This is a genomic window from Shewanella goraebulensis (assembly GCF_030252245.1).
GTDB classification, from domain to species: domain Bacteria; phylum Pseudomonadota; class Gammaproteobacteria; order Enterobacterales; family Shewanellaceae; genus Shewanella; species Shewanella goraebulensis.
In genome coordinates this window covers 2,738,413-2,764,753 of record NZ_CP126972.1, presented here as the reverse complement: position 1 = coordinate 2,764,753, position 26,341 = coordinate 2,738,413, and the positions used below count along the sequence as shown (strand labels likewise).

24 protein-coding genes are annotated in these 26,341 nt (G+C 40.9%); 15 read left to right on the top strand and 9 right to left on the bottom strand.

All coding sequences use genetic code 11. The annotated features are described in order from the left end of the window. Positions 1-12 precede the first annotated feature (12 nt). The 8 genes from plsX (at position 13) to QPX86_RS11600 (ending at position 7,418) form a co-directional block, all read left to right on the top strand. Entirely contained in the window at positions 13-1,041 is a 1,029-nt protein-coding gene (plsX, locus tag QPX86_RS11635; protein ID WP_220754661.1) for a phosphate acyltransferase PlsX, read from the top strand. Positions 1,042-1,050: 9 nt separating this feature from the next. After that, positions 1,051-2,010: a beta-ketoacyl-ACP synthase III gene (locus tag QPX86_RS11630; protein ID WP_220754662.1), complete on the top strand. Its 960-nt coding sequence runs from the start codon at positions 1,051-1,053 to the stop codon at positions 2,008-2,010. Between the two features lie 201 nt (positions 2,011-2,211). Next, complete coding sequence (gene fabD, locus QPX86_RS11625) at positions 2,212-3,138, top strand: ACP S-malonyltransferase (RefSeq protein ID WP_285162769.1); 927 nt, start codon at positions 2,212-2,214, stop codon at positions 3,136-3,138. Positions 3,139-3,147: 9 nt separating this feature from the next. Further along, positions 3,148-3,894, top strand: coding sequence for a 3-oxoacyl-ACP reductase FabG (gene fabG / locus QPX86_RS11620; RefSeq protein WP_220754664.1), 747 nt, complete (start codon positions 3,148-3,150; stop codon positions 3,892-3,894). A gap of 160 nt (positions 3,895-4,054) precedes the next feature. Continuing rightward, complete coding sequence (gene acpP / locus QPX86_RS11615) at positions 4,055-4,288, top strand: acyl carrier protein (RefSeq protein ID WP_011496723.1); 234 nt, start codon at positions 4,055-4,057, stop codon at positions 4,286-4,288. A 212-nt stretch (positions 4,289-4,500) separates the two neighbouring features. Further along, positions 4,501-5,745: a beta-ketoacyl-ACP synthase II gene (gene fabF / locus QPX86_RS11610; protein WP_285162757.1), complete on the top strand. Its 1,245-nt coding sequence runs from the start codon at positions 4,501-4,503 to the stop codon at positions 5,743-5,745. A 249-nt stretch (positions 5,746-5,994) separates the two neighbouring features. Further along, positions 5,995-6,480, top strand: a complete 486-nt coding sequence (locus QPX86_RS11605; protein ID WP_220754666.1) for an acyl-CoA thioesterase — start codon at positions 5,995-5,997, stop codon at positions 6,478-6,480. A 65-nt stretch (positions 6,481-6,545) separates the two neighbouring features. Next, positions 6,546-7,418 carry an NAD(P)-dependent oxidoreductase gene (locus QPX86_RS11600; protein WP_220754667.1) on the top strand — a complete coding sequence of 291 codons (873 nt, stop codon included), beginning with the start codon at positions 6,546-6,548 and terminating at the stop codon, positions 7,416-7,418. A 118-nt stretch (positions 7,419-7,536) separates the two neighbouring features. Here QPX86_RS11600 and QPX86_RS11595 read toward each other — a convergent pair whose 3' ends face one another. Further along, entirely contained in the window at positions 7,537-9,045 is a 1,509-nt protein-coding gene (locus tag QPX86_RS11595) for a methyl-accepting chemotaxis protein (protein WP_220754668.1), read from the bottom strand. Between the two features lie 391 nt (positions 9,046-9,436). Between QPX86_RS11595 and pheS the strand changes: the two genes are divergently transcribed. The 4 genes from pheS to lpxM all read left to right on the top strand — a co-directional run bounded on the left by pheS (position 9,437) and on the right by lpxM (position 14,247). Then, a complete protein-coding gene (pheS, locus tag QPX86_RS11590) occupies positions 9,437-10,420 on the top strand; it encodes a phenylalanine--tRNA ligase subunit alpha (protein ID WP_220754669.1) in 984 nt (327 codons plus the stop codon). Positions 10,421-10,435: 15 nt separating this feature from the next. Further along, entirely contained in the window at positions 10,436-12,823 is a 2,388-nt protein-coding gene (pheT, locus tag QPX86_RS11585; protein WP_285162754.1) for a phenylalanine--tRNA ligase subunit beta, read from the top strand. Positions 12,824-12,827: 4 nt separating this feature from the next. Further along, positions 12,828-13,127 carry an integration host factor subunit alpha gene (ihfA, locus tag QPX86_RS11580; protein WP_055024430.1) on the top strand — a complete coding sequence of 100 codons (300 nt, stop codon included), beginning with the start codon at positions 12,828-12,830 and terminating at the stop codon, positions 13,125-13,127. 184 nt (positions 13,128-13,311) lie between these two features. Further along, entirely contained in the window at positions 13,312-14,247 is a 936-nt protein-coding gene (lpxM, locus tag QPX86_RS11575; RefSeq protein ID WP_220754671.1) for a lauroyl-Kdo(2)-lipid IV(A) myristoyltransferase, read from the top strand. A gap of 127 nt (positions 14,248-14,374) precedes the next feature. On the opposite strand, the gene QPX86_RS11570 is transcribed toward lpxM, so the two are convergent. From QPX86_RS11570 to QPX86_RS11545, 6 genes are all read right to left on the bottom strand, one after another. Next, positions 14,375-15,505 (bottom strand): ribosomal protein uL16 3-hydroxylase, encoded by a 1,131-nt coding sequence (locus QPX86_RS11570; protein ID WP_285165163.1) that lies wholly within the window; start codon positions 15,503-15,505, stop codon positions 14,375-14,377. An 83-nt stretch (positions 15,506-15,588) separates the two neighbouring features. Beyond that, complete coding sequence (gene purB / locus QPX86_RS11565) at positions 15,589-16,959, bottom strand: adenylosuccinate lyase (RefSeq protein WP_220754672.1); 1,371 nt, start codon at positions 16,957-16,959, stop codon at positions 15,589-15,591. A 40-nt stretch (positions 16,960-16,999) separates the two neighbouring features. After that, positions 17,000-17,620 (bottom strand): high frequency lysogenization protein HflD, encoded by a 621-nt coding sequence (gene hflD / locus QPX86_RS11560; protein WP_220754673.1) that lies wholly within the window; start codon positions 17,618-17,620, stop codon positions 17,000-17,002. A 3-nt stretch (positions 17,621-17,623) separates the two neighbouring features. Further along, positions 17,624-18,748, bottom strand: a complete 1,125-nt coding sequence (gene mnmA, locus QPX86_RS11555) for a tRNA 2-thiouridine(34) synthase MnmA (protein WP_285162753.1) — start codon at positions 18,746-18,748, stop codon at positions 17,624-17,626. A 180-nt stretch (positions 18,749-18,928) separates the two neighbouring features. Continuing rightward, positions 18,929-19,408, bottom strand: coding sequence for an NUDIX hydrolase (locus tag QPX86_RS11550; protein WP_220754675.1), 480 nt, complete (start codon positions 19,406-19,408; stop codon positions 18,929-18,931). 91 nt (positions 19,409-19,499) lie between these two features. Beyond that, positions 19,500-20,159 (bottom strand): rRNA large subunit pseudouridine synthase E, encoded by a 660-nt coding sequence (locus QPX86_RS11545; RefSeq protein WP_285162751.1) that lies wholly within the window; start codon positions 20,157-20,159, stop codon positions 19,500-19,502. A 284-nt stretch (positions 20,160-20,443) separates the two neighbouring features. Here QPX86_RS11545 and QPX86_RS11540 point away from each other — a divergent pair, with 284 nt between their 5' ends. Continuing rightward, entirely contained in the window at positions 20,444-22,669 is a 2,226-nt protein-coding gene (locus QPX86_RS11540) for an NADP-dependent isocitrate dehydrogenase (protein WP_285162750.1), read from the top strand. Positions 22,670-22,906: 237 nt separating this feature from the next. Here QPX86_RS11540 and cspD read toward each other — a convergent pair whose 3' ends face one another. Further along, positions 22,907-23,113, bottom strand: coding sequence for a cold shock domain-containing protein CspD (gene cspD, locus QPX86_RS11535; RefSeq protein ID WP_055024439.1), 207 nt, complete (start codon positions 23,111-23,113; stop codon positions 22,907-22,909). A 195-nt stretch (positions 23,114-23,308) separates the two neighbouring features. On the opposite strand from cspD, the gene clpS reads away from it, so the two are divergent. Continuing rightward, positions 23,309-23,617 (top strand): ATP-dependent Clp protease adapter ClpS, encoded by a 309-nt coding sequence (gene clpS / locus QPX86_RS11530; RefSeq protein ID WP_102528713.1) that lies wholly within the window; start codon positions 23,309-23,311, stop codon positions 23,615-23,617. A 60-nt stretch (positions 23,618-23,677) separates the two neighbouring features. Beyond that, positions 23,678-25,936, top strand: coding sequence for an ATP-dependent Clp protease ATP-binding subunit ClpA (gene clpA / locus QPX86_RS11525; RefSeq protein ID WP_220754678.1), 2,259 nt, complete (start codon positions 23,678-23,680; stop codon positions 25,934-25,936). Between the two features lie 145 nt (positions 25,937-26,081). Here the strand turns inward: clpA and infA are convergent, their stop codons facing one another. Further along, positions 26,082-26,300: a translation initiation factor IF-1 gene (gene infA / locus QPX86_RS11520; protein WP_011496276.1), complete on the bottom strand. Its 219-nt coding sequence runs from the start codon at positions 26,298-26,300 to the stop codon at positions 26,082-26,084. Between the last annotated feature and the right edge of the window lie 41 nt (positions 26,301-26,341).

The window sequence follows — 26,341 nt, the reverse complement described above, 5'->3', positions numbered from 1 at the left end:
GTTGCTAATCTTATGACGGATCTGACGCTCGCGTTAGATGTGATGGGGGGCGATAATGGCCCCCTCGTCACAGTGCCTGCAGCCTTGCAGGCACTGAAATTCAATTCCCAACTATCCATTATTCTAGTCGGCAACCAAGCTGAAATAGATCCCCATTTAGTTGAAATTGACAGTGCTGTTCGTGCACGAATTCAAATTATTCATACCACTGAAGTTATCACTATGTGTGATAGGCCTATCCAAGCTATTCGCTCGCGTAAACAAAGCTCAATGCGTTTGGCGCTAGAGTTAGTTAAAGATGGTAAAGCCCAAGCTTGCGTTAGTGCCGGTAATACTGGTGCATTAATGGCATTGGCTAAGATTTTACTAAAAACGCTTCCTGGCGTTGATAGGCCCGCTTTAGTGAGTTGTTTACCTGCAGTCACAGGTAAACCTGTTTATTTATTGGATCTTGGCGCCAACGTATCCTGTGACTCTGAAACCTTGTTTCAGTTTGCAGTTATGGGCTCAGTGTTATGCGAAGCCGTCCATAAACGCGCCAAACCTAAAGTTGCCTTACTAAACGTCGGTATTGAAGATGTGAAGGGTAACGATCAAGTTCAACAAGCTGCGCAGTATTTAATGGATACTGAACAAGTCAATTACACAGGCTTTGTAGAAGGTGATGAGATATTCACTGGAAGTGTTGATGTCATTGTATGTGACGGCTTTGTTGGCAATATCACATTAAAAACATCTGAAGGCATTGCTAAGTTATTAGTTCACCAATTAAAACGTGGACTAACGCAAGGTTTGTTCGTGCGGATGTTGTCTAAACTCCTCGCTCCACGTATACAATCAGTACTCAGCAAGATGAACCCCGACCACTACAATGGCGCAAGTCTGATAGGATTGCGCGGAATAGTAGTAAAGAGTCATGGAAACGCTGATGAAGCCGCTTACTTACAAGCAATCAATTTAGCTGCTACAGAAGCAAAACGTCGTCTTCCGGAAATGATTAAAGATCGTTTGGAGACGATTCTTTTAGACATCAATAGCTGATCTCATTATATGCATACAAAAATTCTCGGAACTGGTAGTTATCTGCCGGTGCAAGTTCGTAGTAACCTCGATCTAGAAAAAATGGTCGACACTTCAGATCAGTGGATTGTGGAGCGTACAGGTATTTCTGAACGTCGCATTGCTGCTGAAGATGAAACTGTTACAACAATGGGTTATCAAGCTGCATTAAAAGCATTAAAAATGGCAGGTATTGAAGCCAGTGAGTTAGACATGATTGTCTGCGGTACCACAAGCGCCAGTAATGCATTTCCAGCTGCAGCATGCGAAATTCAAAAATTACTCGGTATTCATACGATTCCTGCTTTCGATATCGCTGCGGCGTGTTCAGGTTTTGTTTATGCCTTATCAGTCGCTGACCAGTTTGTTAAAACGGGTGCCGCTAAAAAAGTATTGGTAATTGGCGCTGACGTGTTATCACGCCTGTGTGACCCTGATGACCGTACCACAGTGATATTATTTGGTGACGGCGCTGGCGCTGCAGTTATTGGTGCTAGTGAACAACCAGGTATTATTTCTACTCATATATACGCTGATGGTCGTCAAGGCGATTTATTGAAGTGTTCATTCCCACCGCGAGCAAATGAGTCATCAGAAGCGGTTAGCTTTATGACGATGAAAGGTAATGACGTCTTTAAATTTGCTGTCACTCAGCTTTCTCACGTGGTAACTGAAACATTACGAATTAATAATATTGATAAATCAGAAATTGACTGGTTAGTGCCGCATCAAGCTAACTTTAGAATAATTAAAGCCACAGCTAAGAAGCTCAATATGAGTTTAGACAAAGTGGTTTTAACGCTGGCGAAGCATGGTAATACTTCTGCTGCATCTGTGCCTATTGCATTAGATGAAGCGGTAAGAGATGGCAGAATTCAACGCGGCCAACTGATTTTATTAGAAGCATTTGGCGGCGGTTTTGCTTGGGGCAGCGCACTTGTGCGTTTTTAGTATTAGTGCGCTTGTTCGCTTTTAGCCTTAGCGCACCAGTAAGATTCTAGATTTATTGTTAAAACGTCAGTAAGATATTTTTAGTTTATGAACAGAGCACTCATTAACTAACTGTTCTCTATCGTTAAAGTTTTGGTATGCAATGCTTTAAAATATGACGAATATTTCATTTTTCATGAACGAATAAAGGTAATAAATACAATGGAAAATATGGCTTTTGTTTTTCCTGGACAAGGTTCTCAAGCTGTTGGCATGTTAGCTGATTTAGCTGCTGAATTCCCAGTTGTAACAGATACGTTTGCCGAGGCAAGTGAAGTATTAGGTTACGATTTATGGGCGTTGACTCAAGATGGGCCAGCAGAAAACCTTAATGAAACTGATAAAACACAACCTGCATTATTAACAGCAAGTGTTGCAATTTTCCGTGCTTATGAAGCAAGCGGCGCAGCTAAGCCTAGCTTGCTTGCAGGACATAGCTTAGGTGAATACTCTGCACTAGTGTGTGCAGGAGTAATTAATTTTGCTGATGCAGTAAAATTAGTAGAGCTTCGTGGTCAGTTAATGCAACAAGCTGTACCAGCAGGAACAGGTGCTATGTTTGCGATTATTGGTCTGGATAACGATGCTATTGCCAAAGCTTGTGAAGAATCAGCAAATGGTGCAGTTGTTAGCCCTGTTAATTTTAACAGTCCTGGTCAAGTGGTTATTGCTGGCGAAAAAGAAGCAGTAGAAAGAGCTGCAGCAGCATGTAAAGCTGCTGGAGCTAAAATGGCCGTTGCATTGCCTGTCAGTGTACCGTCTCATTGCGCGTTAATGAAACCTGCTGCTGATAAATTAGCTGATGCACTTGCACAGCTGACATTTAATGAACCAAATATCACAGTTATTAATAACGTTGATGTTGCGACACCGATTTCTGGAAGTGATATTAAAGATGCCTTAGTTCGTCAGCTTTACTGCCCAGTTCGTTGGAGCGAATCAGTTGAATTAATGGCCGAAAAAGGTATTACAGATTTAGTGGAAATGGGCCCAGGGAAAGTGTTAACTGGCTTAACAAAAAGAATTAATAAATCATTAAAGGGGCAGGCGGTAAATAACGCGGCTTCTTTATCTGCTTTAATCCAATAAGGAATTTTCATGAGCATTAGCTTTAATTTAACTGGCAAAGTTGCTTTAGTGACTGGCGCAAGTCGCGGTATTGGCCGTGCTATTACTGAAACTTTAGTCGAAGCCGGCGCTGTAGTTATTGGTACTGCAACGAGCGAAAAAGGTGCTGCTGCAATCCAAGAATACCTTGGTGATAAAGGTCACGGTTTAGTATTAAACGTCACTGACAAAGAATCAGTTGCGCAATTATTCGCCCAGATCAAAGAAAAAGCCGGTGATGTTGATATTCTTGTCAATAGCGCGGGTATCACACGTGATAATTTATTAATGCGTATGAAAGACGATGAGTGGCAAGATATTCTTGATACTAACTTAACGTCGCTATTTAGGTTATCAAAACCTGTTATGCGCTCTATGATGAAAAAACGTAATGGACGTATCATCAATATTGGTTCAGTTGTAGGAACCATGGGCAATGCAGGGCAAGTTAATTACTCAGCTGCTAAAGCTGGTTTGATTGGATTTACAAAATCTCTTGCAAGAGAGGTTGCATCTCGTCAAATAACAGTGAATGCTATTGCACCAGGTTTCATTCAAACTGACATGACAGATGAGCTAAATGAAGAACAACAGCAAGCTATCATGTCTCAAGTGCCAATGGAGCGTTTAGGGCAAGCACAAGAGATTGCTAACGCAGTATTATTTTTAGCATCTGATTCTGCTGCTTACATTACAGGTGAGACCCTGCATGTAAATGGTGGAATGTACATGGTTTAATCGCCTGTAAGGGCAACGACTTTTATTGAATCTGGATTGATATCAAAGTATGATAATTTTCGTGGTTAGACCACGAAAACTAAGCTTGCATTGTCAGCTGGATCGAATAAACTACTCGCAATCTTACGCAAGTGTGTAATTTGAATAGGAAAGAAAACTAATGAGCAACATCGAAGAACGTGTAAAGAAAATCATCATTGAGCAACTTGGCGTTAAGGAAGAAGACGTTAAATCAGCTGCATCATTCGTAGACGATTTAGGTGCAGATTCTCTGGACACTGTTGAATTGGTTATGGCTCTAGAAGAAGAGTTTGATACCGAGATCCCTGATGAAGAAGCTGAAAAGATCACTACTGTTCAAGCAGCGATCGATTACGTTTCAAAAAATCAGTAATCCCAGATTCACAAAAACAGGTGGCATTTATGCCGCCTGTTTTTGTTTCTGAAGTCGATACTATTCGACTAGACTTATTTCCAAAGTGTTAATCCTTCAGCTCGCTTCTTATCTGCTCAATGTTAAATGTACCCAGTACAAAGTCATTGATGATGGATTAACCCATACTGTTTATTGTTGGCTTATGCCTAATTATTTCAAAGGTGACTACTGTGTCTAAACGTCGTGTCGTGATTACAGGCCTAGGACTAGTTACTCCAGTGGGTAACGATGTCGATTCTTCTTGGCAATCTTTATTAGCAGGTAAAAGTGGTATTGAACCCATTACCAAATTTGATGCAACTGATTTTGGCACTCGCTTCAGTGGCTCTGTTAAAGATTTTGACGTTGAGCAGTACTTATCACGTAAAGATGCTCGTAAAATGGATTTGTTTATCCAATACGGCATGGCTGCAGGTATCCAAGCGATGAATGATGCTGGTTTGGATATGGAACAAGAAAATCCTTCTCGCGTCGGTACTGCGATTGGTGCAGGCATGGGCGGCATGCCTTTAATTGAGCAAAATCATGCAGCTTTGTTAAAAGGTGGCCCGCGTAAAGTGTCTCCATTCTTTGTACCAAGCACCATTATTAATATGATTTCTGGCCATTTATCAATTAAATATGGCATGACAGGCCCTAACTTTGCAGTCACAACGGCCTGTACGACAGGTGTGCATAACATTGGTTTTGCCGCTCGTACTATCGCTTATGGCGATGCCGATGTGATGTTGGCAGGTGGCGCTGAAGATGTGACTTCTCCGCTTGCTGTGGCTGGCTTTGGCTCAGCTAAAGCGTTATCAACTCGTAATGAAGAACCACAAGCGGCCAGTCGTCCTTGGGATAGAGACCGTGACGGTTTTGTGATTGGTGATGGCGCTGGTGTCATGGTGATGGAAGAATATGAGCACGCTAAAGCCCGCGGCGCAAAAATTTATGCTGAGTTAGTTGGGTTTGGCATGAGTGGCGATGCATTCCACATGACTTCGCCTCCAGCTGATGGTGCAGGCGCAGCCGCTGCAATGGTCAACGCAATCAATGATGCGCAAATTGCTAATGAGAAAGTGGGTTATATTAATGCTCATGGCACATCAACTCCTGCTGGCGATAAAGCGGAAGCTGCTGCAGTCAAATCAGTATTTGGCCCACATGCATATGACTTATTAGTGAGTTCAACTAAGTCTATGACCGGCCATTTATTAGGTGCTGCAGGTTCGGTTGAAGCGATCGTGACCATTTTGGCTTTACGTGATCAAATTGTGCCGCCAACAATCAATTTAGATAACCCTGATGAAGGCTGCGATTTAGATTTTGTTGCCCATAAAGCAAAAGAGCATACATTTGATTATGCTTTGTGTAATTCATTTGGTTTTGGCGGGACTAACGGATCGCTTTTATTTAAAAAAGGCGATGCGTAAATCGTAAAGCTTTATAGGTGCTTGATGATAAAGCAGTCACTAAGGTGGCTGTTTTTTTTTGCCTCATATATATCAAGATGTTGCTTAATGAAAGTTAGAATGAAGAATATGAAATCAACGCTATAAAATAGGTGATTTGTTTAGCGAATATTCAGTCCAAGATGTTAATTAAATCAAACAAGATGAATTTATCCATTTAAGCAGCAAAGTATCGTAAACTGTTGCGAGTGCAACAATTTAGGAGGCGTTATGGCCGGAGTAGATAGAGAGATCACCTTACGATTTTTAGCAGAACCTGCTGATGTAAACTTTGGCGGAAAAGTCCATGGTGGCGCTGTAATGAAATGGATTGATTTAGCCGCCTATGCAGGTGCAGCCGGCTGGAGTGGAAAATACTGTATTACCGTTTATGCGGGTGGTATTCGCTTTGTTAAACCTATCCATGTAGGCAATATTGTTGAGGTGAGTGCCAAAGTCATTTATACCGGCACTTCTTCAATGCATTTAGGCATTGATGTAAAAGCTGGCGATCCTAAAGAACCTGATCGTCATTTAACCACCCATTGTATTGTGATTATGGTTGCAGTAGACGATGATGGTAAACCGACTTCCGTGCCTGAATGGATCCCTCAAAATGAAGATGATATTCGTTTAAGAGATTCGGCACTCAGATTAATGGATATGCGTAAGCGCATTGGTGCTGAAATGGAAGCCCATGTAAAACCTGCACTTTAAGTTTTAGATACTAGAAACTCACATAGTTAATAGCATTCACTCATTAGAATAATAAGAAGGATATTATGGCGAAAGTAGCATTTATTGGCCTTGGCGTTATGGGGTACCCGATGGCGGGACATCTTGTTAAGCAGGGCCATCAAGTTACGGTTTATAATCGCACCACTGCAAAAGCTAAACAATGGACACATGATTACCAAGGTGAATTTGCACTAACTCCTGCATTGGCTGCAAAAGACCAAGATATTGTCTTTACCTGTGTTGGTAATGACGATGATTTAAGGCAAGTGGTCCTTGGTGAAAATGGTGTTATTAACGGTATTAAATCTGGCGCTATTTTAGTGGACCATACCACGGCATCAGCAGATGTTGCCCGTGAAGTGGCAGCGATATTGGCTGATAAAAATATTGAATTTCTTGATGCGCCAGTTTCTGGCGGCCAAGCGGGTGCTGAAAATGGCGTACTTACTGTGATGATGGGGGGTAAAGAGTCTGTATTTAATCAAGTTAAGCCTGTTATTGAATCGTACAGTCGCTGTGCCGAATTGCTGGGTGAAGTAGGTGCAGGCCAGTTAACGAAAATGGTAAATCAGATTTGTATTGCAGGTGTGGTACAAGGGCTTGCTGAGGGCTTACATTTTGCTAAAAGTGCTGGACTTGATGGTTTAAAAGTAGTTGAAGTTATTAGTAAAGGTGCTGCGCAAAGCTGGCAAATGGAAAACCGATACCAAACAATGTGGCAGGGTGAATATGATTTTGGATTTGCCATTGATTGGATGCGAAAAGATTTAGGCATTGCACTGGAAGAAGGGCGCCGAAATGGCAGTCATTTACCTGTTACAGCGTTAGTGGATCAATTCTACTCTGAGGTGCAGGCGATGAAAGGTAATCGTTGGGATACGTCTAGCTTATTAGCGCGTTTAGAAAAGAACCGATAACGTAACAAGTTGTCACTTTAATGTTTGCATTTTAGGTTTTAGAATAAAAAAAGCTCGTCACCAATAGTGACGAGCTTTTTATAGATTGTAGTTAATTTTATCTGTTAGAAATAGTAGATTAAATTTTGAGTCCAATCATCAATTTATCTAATTCTTCAGCAGTACTGTTAAGTTCATTACAGCCTGACACCGATAGATTAGCCGCTTCTTCAACATTATGAGATTGGTTTCTAATTTCCATTAAATTAGAGGCTATTTCATTCGCCACAGCAGACTGTTCTTCTGCTGACGTTGCAATTAACACACTCATCTCGAACACCTTCCCACTGTGATGAGCAATACTTGCTAAATCCTCTCCGGTTTGCAGTACATGTTTTTTACCTTCTTCAGCTTGATCAACAGTTCGCGACATCACCTGAGTCAGGTTTTGTGTTCCAGATTGTAACGCTTCAATCATGGTTTTAATTTCTACTGTGGCGGACTGAGTGCGCCCTGCAAGGGTTCTCACTTCATCAGCAACAACAGCAAAGCCGCGACCTTGTTCACCAGCGCGCGCTGCCTCAATAGCGGCATTGAGCGCCAATAGGTTAGTTTGTTCAGAAATAGCATTAATGGTCGTTACCACAGCATCAATTTTACTGGCATTGTCATTGAGTTCGTTGACCGCATCAGACGCGCCAGCGATTTCAGTTGAAAGTAAATCAATGGCTTGAACCGTGGTTTCGATGTCATTTGAACCAGCAGTCACTTGATTGTTTGCTTCTTGAGTTTCAGATGAAGATTGCTCGGCATTACGAGCTACTTCTTTTACCGCAGCAGTCATTTCTTCCATCGCGGTAGCTAGCGAGTCTAGATGCTGACGTTGATTCACTGCAACGGCTTGGCCATCTTCTGCCGTGGTTCTAAACCCGTGAACGACTTGCCTGATTTGCTCTGTCGCCTGTGTCATTTGTAAAACAAGTTTATGTTGTCTATCAACAAGTTCATCAACGCTGATGGCAAGTAAACTGAACTCATCAGGGACTTCAAAAAAGTTTAATCGACTGGTTAAATCACCGTCCGTAGCTCTTCTAAGTGCCATCACGGTTGTGTAGAGCGCTCCGCCGATAAAGGTTGAAATATAGTAAGAAAATAGAAAAATGATGATGATGATTATTGTCATTAATAAATAAGCTAAGTTGTTATCATCACTTGTTTTTTCTTCGATAGTTTGATGTTTAATTTGGGTTGTAATGACAATATCGTGTGCATTAACTTCACTAAATACGGTAAACCCAGTACTGGTTTCAATTGACCCGCCGCCCTGGCGTGCAATTTGCTGCTCTTGGCGAGTAAGAGTATCAATATTAACCGCACGGCTTGAGCCATCTAAATCGGATAAAAAGGCTTGATGCTTATCTTCATCAAGTAGATTTAGTGCTACATCAACAGCGTGATTGTATGTGTTATTTAACGATACCGCCTCGTCAATTTCAGCTTTAGCTAAGGTAGTTTGAAAACTATTAATAAGTGTAAAAGTAAGTAATAAAATTAGAGCTATTGGAACAATTGCCAAGATGGTGAACTTTGCTTTGATTGATAACTTAATCAAAAATTGATCTACCCACCTGAACTTTACTTCTTTCATGCTTACCTCTTAATTTTATTACGCAATACAATTGTATCGGATGTAACGACATAAACTTTAGTTTGACTTTCAATAAATTTAAAATGAAGAAGGCTATTTTTCACAAGTATTGAGATATTTATTAATAGAAAAAATTACAATTTACGATATAAGTTTTTTTCAAGTTTAAATGAAACAAGACCATTAGAAGCTAACTCATGATAATGCAGGAGTTTACTGGCTTTAATTACAATAAATGCTAGCCAAATAAGCCTAGGTCACGTAAAATCTCATCTTTTGTTTTAACCCCATGCTTTAGGTTTAATTTAACATTAAAACTTAGACTAAATATGTCGTCCGTACCTTGGGCGCCCAAACGCATTTGATATGCAAGAATGCAGTGGAAGATATAATGCAGCAGTTAACTGAGATCGTAGAACAAGCCTTAGAAGTAATTGGTAAGGCCAGTGATCTAAAGGCATTGGATGATATCCGTGTCGATTACCTTGGTAAGAAAGGTAAGATCACTGACATGATGAAATTGATGGGTAGCTTAAGTCCAGCAGAGAAACCTGCTTTTGGACAAGCAGTCAACCAAGCTAAACAAGCGGTACAGAAAGAACTTTCTGAGCGCATTGAAGGCTTAAAGGCTGCAGAGTTAGAAGCGCAACTTATCGCTGAGCAAATCGATGTTACCTTACCAGGTCGTACCATTGAATTGGGTGGGCTTCACCCAGTGACACGTACTATCGAACGTATTGAAACTTTCTTTGGTGAGTTAGGATTCTCTGTTAAAAACGGTCCTGAAATTGAAGATGATTTTCATAACTTCGATGCATTGAACATTTCTGAGCATCATCCTGCTCGTGCTGATCATGACACTTTCTATTTCAACCCGAAAGTAATGCTCCGTACGCAAACTTCAGGTGTTCAAATTCGTACAATGGAACACGAAAAGCCGCCTTTACGTATTATATCTCCAGGCCGTGTTTACCGTAACGATTACGATCAAACTCATACGCCGATGTTCCACCAAGTGGAAGGTCTGCTAGTTGATGAAAAAGTTAACTTTGCTGAATTAAAAGGCATTTTGCATGACTTCTTACGTAACTTCTTCGAAGAAGATTTAGAAGTGCGTTTCCGTCCGTCTTACTTCCCGTTTACTGAGCCTTCAGCTGAAGTCGACGTAATGGGTAAGAACGGTAAATGGTTAGAAGTATTAGGTTGCGGTATGGTGCATCCTAACGTACTTCGCAGTGTCGGTATCGACCCTGAAAAATACTCTGGTTTTGCTTTCGGTATGGGTGTTGAGCGTTTAACAATGCTGCGTTACGGCGTAAATGACCTACGTGCCTTCTTCGAAAACGATTTACGTTTTCTTAAGCAATTCAAATAACGGAGCGATATAAAGATGAAATTCAGTGAATCTTGGCTTCGTGAGTGGGTTAACCCATCAGTAAGCCGTGACGAGTTATCACACCAAATTACAATGGCCGGTCTTGAAGTAGATGGCGTTGACCCAGTAGCTGCCGCATTTAGTGGTGTTGTTGTCGGTGAAGTTGTTGAGTGTGGTCAGCACCCTGATGCTGACAAACTGCGTGTTACCAAAATTAATGTCGGTGAAGAAGAGTTAATCGACATCGTTTGTGGCGCACCAAATTGCCGTTTAGGTTTAAAAGTTGCTGTTGCTATGGTTGGCGCAGTGCTTCCTGGTGATTTTAAAATCAAAAAAGCCAAATTACGTGGTCAACCATCATTTGGTATGTTGTGTTCATATGGTGAATTAGGTATCGACATCGAAAGCGATGGCATTATCGAATTACCAACGGATGCGCCAATCGGTAAAGACGTTCGCGAATACCTAGACCTTAATGATGCCATCATTGATGTTGATTTAACTGCAAACCGCGCAGACTGCCTTGGTATGGCTGGTCTTGCCCGCGAAGTCGGCGTATTAAATCGTGAAGCAGTAACAGAGCCAACTTGGGATGCGGTTACAGCGACCATCGAAGATAAAGTTGCAATCAATGTGATTGATTCACAAGCTTGTCCTCGTTACTTAGGCCGTGTGGTTAAAAACGTAGATTTAGCTGCTGCGACTCCATTATGGATGCAAGAAAAATTGCGTCGTAGTGGTATTCGCTCAATTGACCCAATTGTTGATATTACCAATTATGTATTAATTGAATACGGTCAACCAATGCATGCGTTTGACTTAGCAACATTGTCTGGTGCGATTCAAGTACGTTTAAGTGATGGCGCTGAAAAGCTGACATTATTAGACGGTAATGAAGTGACAGTACCTAATGACACTTTAGTTATCGCAGATGACAGTGGCTCAATTGCCTTAGCAGGTGTGTTTGGCGGCGAAAAAACCAGCGTAACGACTAAGACTCAAGATATCCTTTTAGAGTGTGCATTTTTTGCTCCGCTTGCGATTATGGGTAAATCACGCCGTTTAGGTCTTCATACAGACGCTTCACATCGTTTTGAGCGTGGTGTTGACCCTGAACTACAACACAAGGTCATGGACCGAGCAACACGTCTAGTATTAGATATTTGTGGTGGCGAGGCTGGTCCTGTTGAAGAAGCGGTTACTGAAGCTAATTTACCTAAGCCAGTTGAGTTAACACTACGTCGTAGCAAGCTTGATAAAATTTTAGGTCACCATATTCCTGCAGCTGATGTGACTGAAATTCTTGAGCGTTTAGGCTTTACTGTGACAGCTAATGCGGAAACTTGGACTGTTGTGACGGCAACTTACCGTTTCGATATGGCCATTGAAGAAGACTTAATCGAAGAAGTTGCGCGTATTTACGGATATAACAATATCCCGAATATTGCACCTGTAGCCTCGTTAACCATGTCTGATCATAAAGAAGCGGATATTTCATTACGTAAAGTACGTAATGTGCTAGTTGCTCGCGGTTTCCAAGAAGCTGTGACTTATAGCTTTGTTGACCCTAAGCAACAAAATCTTGTTCACCCAGATGCACCAGCAATGATTTTGCCGAACCCAATTTCGGTTGAAATGTCTGCTATGCGCCTTTCTATGTTCACTGGATTGTTGACCTCAGTAGGTTATAACCAAAGCCGTCAGCAAGGTCGTGTGCGTTTATTTGAGACGGGTTTACGCTTTGTACCTGATGCAAAAGCAGATTCTGGTGTTAGACAAGAAGCCATGATTGGTGCGGTGATTTCTGGTGTTCAAAATGATGAACATTGGTCTATGGATTCTAAAACTGTCGACTTCTTTGATTTAAAAGGTGATTTAGAATCAATTATCGGCTTGACAGTTTCGACTTCTGAATTTACTTTTAGAAGTGCAACACATTCTGCTCTTCATCCGGGGCAATGTGCTGAAATACTAAGAAATAATCAGGTCATTGGTATCATTGGTGCTGTCCATCCTAGTTTGGAAAAGCCTTTTGGACTAAATGGTAAAACAATTATTTTTGAGTTAGAACTGGACGCTTTACTGCATGCCAGTTTGCCGCTAGCCCAGACTGTATCTAAGTTTCCTGCAAATCGACGTGATATTGCTGTTGTTGTTGAAGAAGAAGTTTCTGCAACTAATGTTATGAATTTGATAAGAAAAGTTGGCGAAAATCAGTTGGTTGGCTTAAACTTGTTCGACGTATACCGAGGTAAAGGTGTTGAAGCAGGCAAAAAGAGCCTTGCAATAGCACTTACATTACAAGACATTACTCGTACGCTTGAAGAAAAGGATATAACTGAAACTGTTGATTCAGTTGTGTCTGCACTTAAGACCGAGTTCAACGCATCGTTGAGGGACTAAAAGTATGGCACTTACCAAAGCCGAAATGGCAGAACATCTTTTTGAAACGCTGGGCATTAATAAACGTGTTGCCAAAGAGATGGTTGAGTCTTTCTTTGAAGAAATTAGAGAAGCACTCGAAAGTGGTGAGCAGGTCAAGTTATCTGGCTTTGGAAACTTTGATCTGCGCGACAAGAATCAAAGACCGGGAAGGAACCCAAAAACTGGTGAAGATATTCCAATTTCAGCTCGACGTGTTGTGACTTTCCGTCCAGGACAAAAGTTGAAAACTCGAGTTGAAGAATCAAACTCGGCTAAGAAATAGTTTCGCTTGATTAAAAAAGCCACTCGTTTGAGTGGCTTTTTTGTTTTCTAAGACGGATAAGCCAGTGTGAGTTAAGTAGATGATATAAAATTATCGTGTTGTCAGTACTAGAAAATTGTTATTATACGTGTTTGGTTCCGCTCTTTATATTTCATAGCATTGATGTAATTTTTTGAGGTTTCTTTTGGCTAGACAAGCAAAACATTTCGACCGTCGATTTACTCTTTCTTTATTGCATCCCAAGTACTGGGGCACATGGCTTGCCATTGTCATCTTGTTTATATTTGGTTTAATGCCTGCCTTGATCCGAGACCCACTTTCTCGACTATTGGCAAGGCTTGTGATGCTGATAGCTAAAAAGCCAATAAATGTTGCTCGCATTAATATACGCACCTGTTTTCCTGAAAAATCTGCTGCTGAAATTGATGCTTTGATTAAAGACAATGTCGATATGTTTGTATTGACGTTAATGTCACAAGCTGAATTGTTGCTTCGCTCGAATGCGCATATCAAACGCAGGGTAACGATTGATGGTTTTGAGCATGTTAACTCAGCAAGACAAGCTGGTCAGCCTATCATCTTTATTATGCCCCATGTGTGGCCGATTGATTATGCAGGTATTAGGCTTAACATTGAGCTCCCCATGGTTACGATGGCAAAAGCTCACAGAAACGGTTTATTTAACTGGTTTAGTAATCGTCTACGTAGTAGTCAAAACGGTCGGGTTTACATGCGAGAGGCAGGTATACGCGCTCTAATCAGTGAATTAAGACAAGATAATAGTTTCTTTTATCTACCTGACGAAGATTTAGGCCGCGAGCAAAGTGTTTTTGCACCGCTACTAGGCACCGTTAAAGCCACTTTGCCAGTGGTAGGGCGCTTAGCTCAAGCAGGAAAGGCGCAAGTGTTGCCGGTCAAAATTGGCTATGACAAACAAGCTCGCCAATTTAATTTAACCGTGATGCCAGCGGTGAATCCAGAAGACATGCAAGGCAAAGACAATGAAGCTATCGCGCTAAATCATATGGTTGAACAGGTGATTAACGCTTACCCTGAACAGTACATGTGGTTTTTGAAGTTTTTAAAAACTCGTCCGATAGGCGAAACCGACCTTTATTAATTTTTTGTTATAAGTACAGATAAAAAAGGCACTAACGTAGATTCTTTAGTGCCTTTTTTATAACTGGATTTCAGCCATTTTTAATGACTCGATTTATAACTTTAAATGCTATTTATAACTTTAAATGCTATTCAGAAAAGTAAAACCAACCTTGGTTGATTAACTGAGCAACTAACTTCACTAGAGCGGGTTGTTGACTCCATTTCAATAAAGAGTCTTGGTCGATAAAGTGCTCATTAGCAATAATTGCTACAATATCAGCATCGATACCTGCAACTGTTACCACTTCACCATTGATGTATAATTGTGCTTGCTTATCAGCTTCTAACTTGAGGACTTTTAAGCCACCAATGCGTTGAATGCTAGCGCCATCTTCAATGGCTTCAGTAACATCATTAGCCGAAATTGGTTGCTCAAATGGGTTAAGGTCTAACTCAAAACGGTTTTGACTTAACAATTTACCCAGCATGGTTTGATATTGATTTGGGTCTTGGGCAAGTTGAGTTAGTAAATTCATCATTCCTTGCTGTTGTTGCTCACTCACGAAGCCTTTATTTGCTACTTCTTCAGTTGAGGTAAATCGCTGCTTACCAAGATTATTATCAATTAATGAATCTGCCATTTCGGTCAGCAACTCTTGCTGACTCGGCGCTCTAAAACCAATTGAGTAACTTAAAGCAAGTGTTAACGTTTCACCGCAATGTGGGTAACCAGGCGGAATATAAAGTACATCACCTTTGGTTAATACCACGTCAATAATAGGTTCAAAGTCATCGACTAATGGGCTGTTTTTATCACCACCACGTTGTTGGTGGTTGCCAATATTGCCAACCTGCCAGCGTCGCTTACCTTCACCTTGAATAATGAATACATCGTAGTTATCGATATGTGGCCCGACGCCGCCTTTAGGTGTTGCGAATGACACCATCAAGTCATCAAAACGCCAGTCGGGTAAAAAGCGAAACGCCTCGACTAATGGTTGAGACTCTGGATACCAATGATTAACGGCTTGAACCAATAACTGCCAGCCATCTTCACCATATTCATCATAATCTTCAAATGGTCCTTGAACTACATTCCAGCCCTGCGCTTGTGTTTGAACAATGCGCGAAGATATATCTTCTTCCATTGCTAAACCTGCAAGTTCATCTGCTGAAATGGGATCTTCAAAGTCATTAAAGGCATTTTTAATAACAATGGGCTTCTTTTGCCAATATTCACGGGTGAAGTCAGCTGTATCGAAATTTAATGTATACATAGTATTAAAAAGGCGACAGCTCTTACGAGGCGTCGCCATTCCTTATTCATCTAATAAGTCACCTTAAGTGCTTATTTGGAGGATTATTTTAACTCGTCAACGAATGCTTCAGCACGGCCGATATAGTTAGCTGGTGTCATTGTTTTAAGTTCAGCTTTAACGCTGTCTGGTAGCTCTAAGCCATCGATGAATAAAGCAAGTTGCTCACCATCAATACGCTTACCACGGGTTAATTCTTTTAACTTTTCGTATGGTTTTTCGATGCCATAGCGACGCATAACCGTTTGTACAGGCTCAGCCAGTACTTCCCAGTTTTTGTCTAATTCAGCTAATAGGTTTGCTTCGTTAACTTCTAGCTTGCTGATGCCTTTCATTGTTGCTTGATAAGCTATTAATGAATGAGCCATACCAACACCTAGGTTACGCAATACGGTTGAATCCGTTAAATCACGTTGCCATCTTGAAACTGGCAATTTAGCGGCCAAATGCTGCATAAGCGCATTAGCAATACCTAAGTTACCTTCTGAGTTTTCAAAATCGATAGGGTTAACTTTGTGCGGCATGGTTGAAGAACCAATTTCGCCAGCAATAGTACGTTGCTTAAAGTGACCCATTGCAATGTAACCCCAAATGTCACGATCGAAATCGATAAGAATGGTGTTAAATCGTGCTACAGCATCAAATAGTTCAGCAATGTAATCATGCGGTTCGATTTGAGTTGTGTAAGGGTTCCAGTTGATGCCTAAGCTTGTAACGAAACGCTGTGACAGTTCATGCCAGTTAACTTCTGGGTAAGCAGAGATGTGTGCGTTGTAGTTACCTACAGCACCATTGATTTTACCCATGATTTCAACTGCGTTGATTTGGTTTAGTTGACGCTCTAGACGTACAGCAACGTTAGCCATCTCTTTACCTAATGTAGTAGGTGAAGCTGGTTGTCCGTGAGTACGTGACATTAACGGAACTGATTTGTTTTCAGTCGCTAATTTTTTAATTGCATCAACAATTTCAAGACACTGTGGTGCCAAGACTAACTCACGTGCTTCTTTTAGCATTAACGCATGAGATAAGTTATTGATGTCTTCTGAAGTACACGCGAAGTGAACAAATTCGTCGATAGCGACTAATTCAGCGTTATCGGCAATTTGTTCTTTAATGAAATACTCAACCGCTTTAACGTCGTGGTTGGTGGTTCTTTCAATTGTTTTAACGCGCAATGCGTCTTCTTCGCTGAAGTTATCCTTGATGCTATCCAGTAAGATTAATGCTTCTTCACTGAATGGCGGAACTTCTTCAATCTCTGGGCAGCTTGAAAGTAGTTTTAACCAGTTAATTTCAACTTGAACACGGTATTTAGTTAAACCGAATTCGCTGAAAATACCTCGTAAAGAGGTGGTTTTGCTACCATAACGACCGTCTATCGGAGAGATAGCAGTCAGTGCAGAAAGATCCATTTGAAGCTCCTTGATGAACTTTTGTTGTAGGGTGATACGATTAATTATTTTTACGGCTGCTAATAGCAGTATCCACAATGGCTTTACGAGCAAAAACCAGATGACGACGTTTGCCACCTAATTGACGCCATAAAACAGCACTGCGCATAGCTGATAGAAGTAAAGCACGGATTTTTTGTTGTACTTGCGGTTGTTGCAAGCAAGCTGGATTACCAGAAATTTGTAATTTAGGGCCAAGCTCACTGATCACATCGCTATAGATGCTTGCTAAGCTCGCAACGATTTGCTCATCAGTAATGGCAAAATGGTGCAGTTGTCGGTGAACTTGGTTAATACGCTCAGCTAGCATGCCAAGGCCGTTGGCAGAACGTGCTAATTTACGTTCTAGTGCGAGCATGCCAACCAAATAACGTGTTGTTTCAACGTCTTTGCTATTACCGTCGCCTAATTGATTTTCAATTAGCTGGTAGCCTTTATTGAGCGCTTGTTTATCTTTATAGATATCAGAAATTGATTCTGGATCTGTCACCATGATGGTGTTCAAACTTGCCGCCATGGCTGTCTCGTCTGACTCACCATGACGGGCGAGGTGTTGAACTTGAGCAATAGCTTGTAAAATACCTGCAAACGCCATTGTGCGTTCAAATAATACTTGGCTCACGCTCTATCCTCTAATTAACGTATCGATAATGCCGCCGCCTAAACAGACCTCACCATCATAGAATACCGCTGATTGACCTGGCGTTACCGCTGCAACTGGCTCATCAAACATCACTTTAATGTTATCTTCGCCCTCAGTCGTAACAGTACATTTCACATCTTGCTGACGGTAACGAGTTTTAACGGTAATGGTTGCTGGCGAAATAGGGCCTTTGCGGTCAACCCAGTGCAATTGACTCACAAGCATGCCATGTGACATCAGGCGAGGGTGATTACCGCCTTGAGCAACAATAAGAACATTACGTAATAAATCTTTCTCAACTACATACCAAGGGTTGTCATTGCTATTTTTTAAGCCACCAATGCCAAGCCCTTTACGTTGGCCAAGGGTGTGATACATCAAACCTTGGTGAGTACCGATCACTTCACCTTCAGCTGTTTCAATATCACCAGGTTGTGCTGGCAAGTATGTGCCTAAGAAGTCAGTGAATTTACGTTCACCAATAAAGCAAATACCTGTGCTGTCTTTCTTGTCATGGGTGATAAGACCCATTTCTTTGGCAATATCGCGAACTTGGAACTTTTCTAATTCGCCAACAGGGAATAAGCTTTTAGCAACTTGTTTGTCGCTTAACGTATAAAGAAAATAGCTTTGGTCTTTATTAGCATCTATACCACGAAGCATTTGAGTGGTGCCATCTTCGTTGTCGTGGCGACGAACGTAATGGCCCATAGCAATGTAGTCAGCATCTAGAATTTCATCAGCGAATTCTAAAAATGCTTTGAATTTGATTTCTTTGTTGCACATGATGTCAGGGTTCGGTGTACGACCCGCTTTGTATTCTTCAAGGAAATGTTCAAACACATTGTCCCAATACTCTGATGCGAAGTTAACCGTGTGCAATTTGATGCCGAGTTTGTCACAGACGGCTTGTGCGTCTTTTAAATCTTCAGCTGCAAGACAATATTCATCCGTATCATCTTCTTCCCAGTTCTTCATAAATAATCCTTCAACCTGATAGCCTTGCTGCATGAGCAGATAAGCCGAAACTGAAGAATCTACACCGCCGGACATGCCTACGATGACTTTTTTAGCATTTGAATTGGGATTGGGATTGATTGATGTCATAAAACCTAAAAACCAGTGAATTTACGGATACAAGAGATGATCATGTGGTCGACAATAGCGTTTTTCAAGTCGCTAGGTATTTGCCATCATAAATAAATGTAAAAATCGACCTTTACAACTGACCTTAAAAATCGATGAAAAACATCACGAAAATCTCAAAAATGTGCGGCGCATATTCTATCACGCATTGTTGTTGTCGGCTATCATCTGAAGGTCACTATCAATCAGTGATAATGGGCTGTGACCTTTATGTAAATAGTCCTCGATGCATTTTATCACCAAAGGGCTTCTAAGTTGATGTTTACGGGACTTTATTTCATCTAATGTAAGCCAGTGACAAGCCTTAATCGCTTCATCTAAAGGCTGGCAATCTATCAAGTTTTCAGTCTCTGCTGCGAAGGTAAACCGCACAAAAGCCAATTGCTCATCTGCGCTGAATTGATAGATACCAATCAAGCCTGCCAATTCAATATCTAACCCAGTCTCTTCATTAACTTCTCGTTTACAAGCCTGTGGAATTGATTCTAGAGCCTCAATATGACCAGCAGGTTGATTGAAACGAACTTCACCTTCAATGATTTCTTCGACGAATAAAAACTTTTGTTGGCAATGGATCACACAGGCCACAGTCGTATTAGGTTTGTAGCGTTGCTGAGTCATTGAATTATCCTATATTAGTTGTGAACACTAACCCTAAACACGCTGAAGCACATTGGGTCCACTTCATTAGTCAGTTTATTTAATATGAAAATTACTGGGCAATCGTTTTATATTGCCCATTATCGATATCATCTAAACTCCATTGACCTATTTTATAGCGAATTAATCTTAAAGTAGGGTGGCCAATGTGGGCTGTCATTCTTCTAACCTGCCTATTACGACCTTCACAAATTTGAATTTCTAACCAAGTTGTCGGAATTGATTTTCTTTCCCTAACCGGTGGTATTCGTTCCCAAACGTTAGGTTCACTCATGACCGTCACTTTAGCAGGTAAGGTTATTCCATCTTTTAATTCAACACCTTGGCATAGCTCTTTTATTGCTTGCTCGCTTGGCTCGCCTTCAACTTGAGCCCAATAAGTCTTATATGTTTTCTTTTTGGGCTGAGTTATTTGGGCTTGTAGCTTACCGTCATTAGTTAGCAACAATAATCCTTCACTGTCCCTATCAAGCCTACCTGCAGCGTAAACATCTTTTACTGGAATAAAATCTTTTAATGTTTGCCTTCCTGACTCATCAGTAAATTGACAAAGAACATCAAAAGGTTTGTTAAATAACACTATTATTGGATTTTTAACCGTTTTTTTTACGGTGCGTTTAACGGGTTTTCTGGTATTGTTGGTAGACTTTTTAGCTGTTCGGGCAAATGCCGGTTTGGTACTAAATCGTTTTGCTTTGTCATTTGCTGGCATAGATAAGCCTATTTAAGGGCGAAATTAAGTTATTTTGCATAGTTTACTTGGCATTGGGCCTTAGTGGAATTTGAATCTGCGAGATAATGATCTATGATGTTGGCCTAAAAAATGTGATCTGTGCCCACTTTTGTTACCACAGCCACAGTTTATTTTTCTATTTTCATATGGATTTGTGCCGTATATAAATAGACTTCGACAACAAGATTGAAGCTATTTTAGGTAGTTACTTATTACAATAATAATTTATAAAAACTTTTTATTTCAATAATGTAGGAAAAAGCATGAAAGATAACTCTCCAACGATCATTTATACTGAAACTGATGAAGCGCCAGCATTAGCCACGCTTTCATTACTCCCTATCATCCGCACATTTACCAACGCTGCAGGTGTTAAAGTTGAGACCCGAGATATATCTTTATCAGGCCGTGTCATTGCAAACTTTCCTGAAAAGTTAACTGCAGAACAAAAAATCTCCGATGCATTAACTGAATTAGGTGTGATGGCTGGGACTCCTGAAGCTAATATTATTAAGTTACCTAATATCAGTGCGTCAATTCCACAATTGAAAGCTTGTATTGCTGAGCTTCAAGCTAAAGGTTATGACATTCCGAATTATCCGGATGAGCCTACAACCGATGCTGAACGTGATACTCAAAGCCGTTATGACAAGATTAAAGGTAGTGCGGTAAACCCGGTATTACGTGAAGGTAACTCAGATCGCCGCGCACCGACTTCAGTTAAAAACTACGCTAAGAAAAATCCGCATTCAATGGGTAAATGGGCAAGTGACTCACAATCTCATGTTGCTCATATGCAAGAAGGTGATTTTTACGGAAGCGAGCAGTCAGTAACGTTAACTGCCGCGGACACAGTGAGTATTGTACTAACGCAAGTTGACGGTCAAGAAGCTGTGCTTAAGAAAAACCTGCCTTTGCTCACAGGTGAAATCATCGATACTGCAGTGATGAGTAACAAAGCATTGCAAGCTTTTTATGAGCGTGAAATCGAAGCCGCTAAATCTGAAGATGTTTTATTATCGCTTCACTTAAAAGCGACCATGATGAAAGTGTCTGACCCAATTTTATTCGGTCATGCTGTTAAAGTGTTCTTTAAAGACGTATTCACTAAGCATCAAGCATTGTTTGATGAGTTAGGTGTTGATGTAAACAATGGTTTTGGTGATGTTTACGCTAAAATCGCATCGCTTCCACAAGCAAAACGCGCTGAAGTTGAAGCTGATATTGCTGCTGTTTACGCACAGCGTCCAGCACTAGCGATGGTTGATTCTGATAAAGGTATTACTAATCTGCATGTACCAAGTGATATCATTATTGATGCTTCTATGCCTGCTGCTATTCGTTCTTCAGGCAAAATGTGGGGACCAGACGGTCAACTAAAAGACACAAAAGCAATGATCCCAGATCGTTGTTACGCCGGTGTTTACCAAGAAACTATTGCATTTTGTAAGGCCAATGGCGCATTTAACCCAACGACAATGGGCAGCGTTCCAAACGTCGGTCTAATGGCACAAAAAGCAGAAGAGTACGGTAGCCACGATAAAACGTTTGAAATTGCATCAGCGGGTGTTGTTAAGGTTATCAACAGTGCGGGTGACGTACTTATGAGCCACAACGTCGAAGTGGGTGACATTTTCAGAATGTGCCAAGTTAAAGATGCACCAATTCGTGACTGGGTTAAATTAGCTGTTAAACGCTCTCGTTTAAGCAACACGCCTGCAATTTTCTGGTTAGATAGCAATCGTGCTCACGATGCTCAGCTTATCGCAAAAGTAGAACTGTACTTAAAAGATCACGATACAGCAGGTCTTGATTTACAAATCTTAGCGCCAGTTGAGGCAACTCGAGCAACACTTGCGCGCGTTCATGATGGGCTAGATACGATTTCAGTAACTGGTAACGTATTACGTGATTACTTAACTGATTTATTCCCAATTCTTGAATTAGGCACCAGTGCTAAAATGTTGTCGATTGTGCCACTGATGAATGGCGGTGGTCTATTTGAAACTGGCGCAGGTGGTAGTGCACCTAAGCACGTTCAGCAGGTTGAGAAAGAAGGGCACTTACGTTGGGATTCACTGGGTGAGTTTTTAGCGTTAGCGGCGTCTTTAGAGCACTTAAGCCAAACTGAGAACAACCCTAAAGCACAAGTATTGGCAGATACACTTGATACGGCTATTGGTCAATTCTTGGATAGTAACAAGTCTCCTTCACGTCGTGTAGGTGAGCTTGATAACCGTGGCAGCCATTTCTATCTTGCTATGTACTGGGCTCAAGCATTATCAGTTCAAACAACTGATGCTGAATTAGCTGCTGAATTTGCAGGGTTAGCTGAATCATTAACTACAAACGAAGCTGCAATTGTTGCTGAGTTAAATGATTCACAAGGTCCAGCTGTTGATTTAGGTGGTTATTTCCGTTTAGATGCAGCAAAAGCAGAAGCGGCAATGCGTCCGAGTGCATTGTTGAACTCTTTCATTACGGCTTAATACAATAACAGGTGTTAATTCGCTTAAATAGCAAAAGCAGAAACGAAAGTTTCTGCTTTTTTGTGCAAAAAATTTAAGTGTGTTGGCTGTTGGACTCGTTAATTTTGTAAGAAAGTTTGTGTTTAAGAAATCTTTTTGGGTGTTTTTTAAGCGAACGAGCTGTGATATGCAATAAAATTATTAAATAAAAAAGGCAGAGATTAAAATCTCTGCCTTTTTGTTTTATAGTTTCAGCTACTATTTAGTAGGTGAAATGGCTGAAGCATGCATCCCTTTTGGGCCCTGCTCAGTTTCGAAATCTACAGGTTGGCCCGCTTTAAGCGTTCTATAACCTTCCATTTCGATTGTTGAATAATGCGCAAATACATCTTCGCCACCCTGATCTGGGCAAATAAACCCGAATCCTTTGGCGTTGTTGAACCATTTAACAGTTCCGCTTGCCATACTTCCACTTCCTTCTGTTGTCTACTTACCAGTAAGATAGTAAAACTTATTTTTATCAGCGGTCTCTATTGCCGCCTCAGAACAGAATGAAATTTGTACGAAAAGATGTCAAGTAAAAATTAACAAAATGACAACATTTAATTAATTTAATAATATCAATTGGTCTTGTACCAAACTAGAGGCTAGTATTAACTCATGGGTAGATTAGGCAGCGTAGAGCACACAGAAGAACGTGTTGAATCGGAGCTACAACCACCTTCAATGTACAAAGTCGTGTTAAATAACGATGATTACACTCCGATGGATTTCGTGATAGAAGTGTTACAACGCTTTTTTAATAAGGATGAACAACAAGCCACCGATATTATGTTGGCTATCCATCACCAAGGTAAAGGAATATGCGGTGTTTATTCGTTTGGCATTGCCGAAACGAAAGTGTTACAAGTAAATCAATTTGCCAAAGAAAATCAACATCCATTACTGTGTTCATTAGAAACTGCATGATGAACGATTTGATTTTCCATTGGTAACTCTGCAGTTTATGAGTATTTTTAGGGGGTGCTTATGCTAAACAAAGATCTCGAAGTCACCTTGAACCTAGCTTTTCAACAAGCTAGAGATTCACGTCATGAATATATGACGGTAGAACATTTATTATTAGCATTAATCAATAACCCATCGGCCAAAGAAGCACTATTGGCTTGTGGCGCGGATATTACTCGTCTTCACGAGGAAGTATCTAACTTCATTCAACAAACAACCCCATTAATCGCCGAAAGCACTGAAGAACGTGAAACCCAGCCAACATTAGGTTTTCAACGTGTGCTGCAACGTGCAGTATTCCATGTGCAATCTTCAGGGCGTAATGAAGTCACTGGTGCCAATGTACTCGTGGCTATTTTTAGTGAACAAGAATCCCAAGCAGTTTACTTACTACGTCGTTGCGAAATCACCCGTTTAGATGTGGTGAATTACATTTCACATGGTTTACCGAAAGATGACGACGATAGTGAAATTAATAATCCAGAAGCATCAGAAGAAGGCAGCGAGTCTGCTGAAGACAGGAGTCTTTTGTCGCAATTTGCTACTGACTTAAATCAAATGTCTAAAGATGGTGTGATCGATCCATTAATAGGACGTGATGACGAAGTAGAACGTGCGATTCAAACCTTATGTCGTCGTCGTAAAAATAACCCGCTATTGGTGGGGGAAGCAGGTGTTGGTAAAACTGCCATCGCAGAAGGCCTAGCTTATCGTATCGTTAACGATCAAGTACCTGATGTAATCAAAGATGCAACTGTTTACTCATTAGATTTAGGCTCATTACTTGCGGGCACAAAATACCGCGGGGATTTTGAGAAACGCTTTAAAGGCTTACTTAAAGAGCTGGGTAAGAATGAACACGCAATTTTGTTCATCGATGAAATTCATACCATTATTGGCGCAGGTGCCGCGTCCGGTGGCGTTATGGATGCATCAAATTTGCTAAAACCATTACTGTCTAACGGTACGCTACGCTGTATGGGGTCGACGACCTTTCAAGAATACCAAAGTATTTTTGAAAAAGATCGCGCCCTAGCAAGACGTTTCCAGAAAATAGATATTAACGAACCATCGGTTGCCGAGACCACTAAAATTCTATTAGGGCTTAAGTCCAAATACGAAGAACACCACGGCGTGCGATACACTCAAGCTGCCATAAGTTCAGCTGCGAGTTTATCGGCAAAACACATCAATGACCGTCACTTGCCTGATAAAGCCATTGATGTAATCGATGAAGCGGGCGCTCGTATGGTGATGTTGCCGCAAAGCAAACGTAAGAAAACCATTGGTCAGCCAGAAATTGAAGCGATAATCGCTAAGATCGCTCGTATTCCTGAAAAGTCCGTATCGTCTACTGATAAGGATTTACTTAAAAACCTTGAGCGTAACCTTAAAATGTTGGTGTTTGGCCAAGACAAGGCGATTGAGGGGCTTAGTTCAGCCATTCGATTATCTCGAAGTGGTTTAGGCGCTGAGAAAAAGCCAGTAGGTAGTTTCTTGTTTGCTGGACCTACTGGTGTGGGTAAAACTGAAGTGACTAACCAATTAGCTTCTTGTTTAAACATGAAGTTAATTCGATTCGATATGTCAGAGTACATGGAACGTCACGCGGTTTCACGCCTAATCGGTTCGCCTCCAGGTTATGTGGGTTATGAGCAAGGTGGTTTGTTAACAGATGCTGTGATTAAAAACCCTCATTGTGTGGTGTTATTGGATGAAATTGAAAAAGCCCATCCGGATGTCTACAATTTGCTATTACAAGTCATGGATCACGGAACCTTAACTGATAATAATGGCCGTAAAGCTGATTTCAGAAATGTCACCTTAGTGATGACAACCAATGCCGGTGTGCAAGAAACCATTCGCACTTCAATTGGGTTTAAGCAGCAAGATAATAGTCTTAATGCTATGTCTGAAATTAATAAGGTATTCACGCCAGAGTTTCGTAATCGTTTAGATTCAATTATTTGGTTTAATCATTTAGATATGACCATTATTGCCAAAGTAGTTGATAAGTTCTTAATTGAACTACAAGCACAACTTGACGAGAAACGGGTGACATTGGAAGTGACTGATGAAGCGCGTACGCTACTTGCTGAAAAAGGCTACGACAAAAACATGGGCGCACGACCTATGGGACGAGTTGTCACTGAGTTGATTAAACGACCTTTAGCCGATGAAATACTGTTTGGTAAATTGGAAGCGGGCGGTACTGCCAAAGTGGATGTTAAGGACAATGAAATTGTCATTAACTGCGAATGCGAAGAAAAGGTGTCGTAATTTGCACATTGGTTTAGTGTTGACGTGTTAATCGTTTAATAAAAATGGCTATCTGAAATCAGATAGCCATTTTTGTATTAACGTTAATCTATAGCCAATAAAAAACCCGACATTTAAGCCGGGTTTTTAAATAGATGAGGCAGTATTAACGTGCGCGGAAGACGATACGACCTTTACTTAAATCGTAAGGAGTCAACTGAACCGTAACTTTATCACCCGTTAAAATACGGATGTAGTTTTTGCGCATCTTGCCAGAAATGTGTGCAATCACAACATGACCATTTTCAAGTTCAACGCGGAACATTGTATTTGGCAAGGTCTCAAGGATTGTGCCCTGCATTTCAATGTTGTCTTCTTTCGCCATTAATTGGTTACCTTTATGCCTTCAAATATAAAAAATTCGCC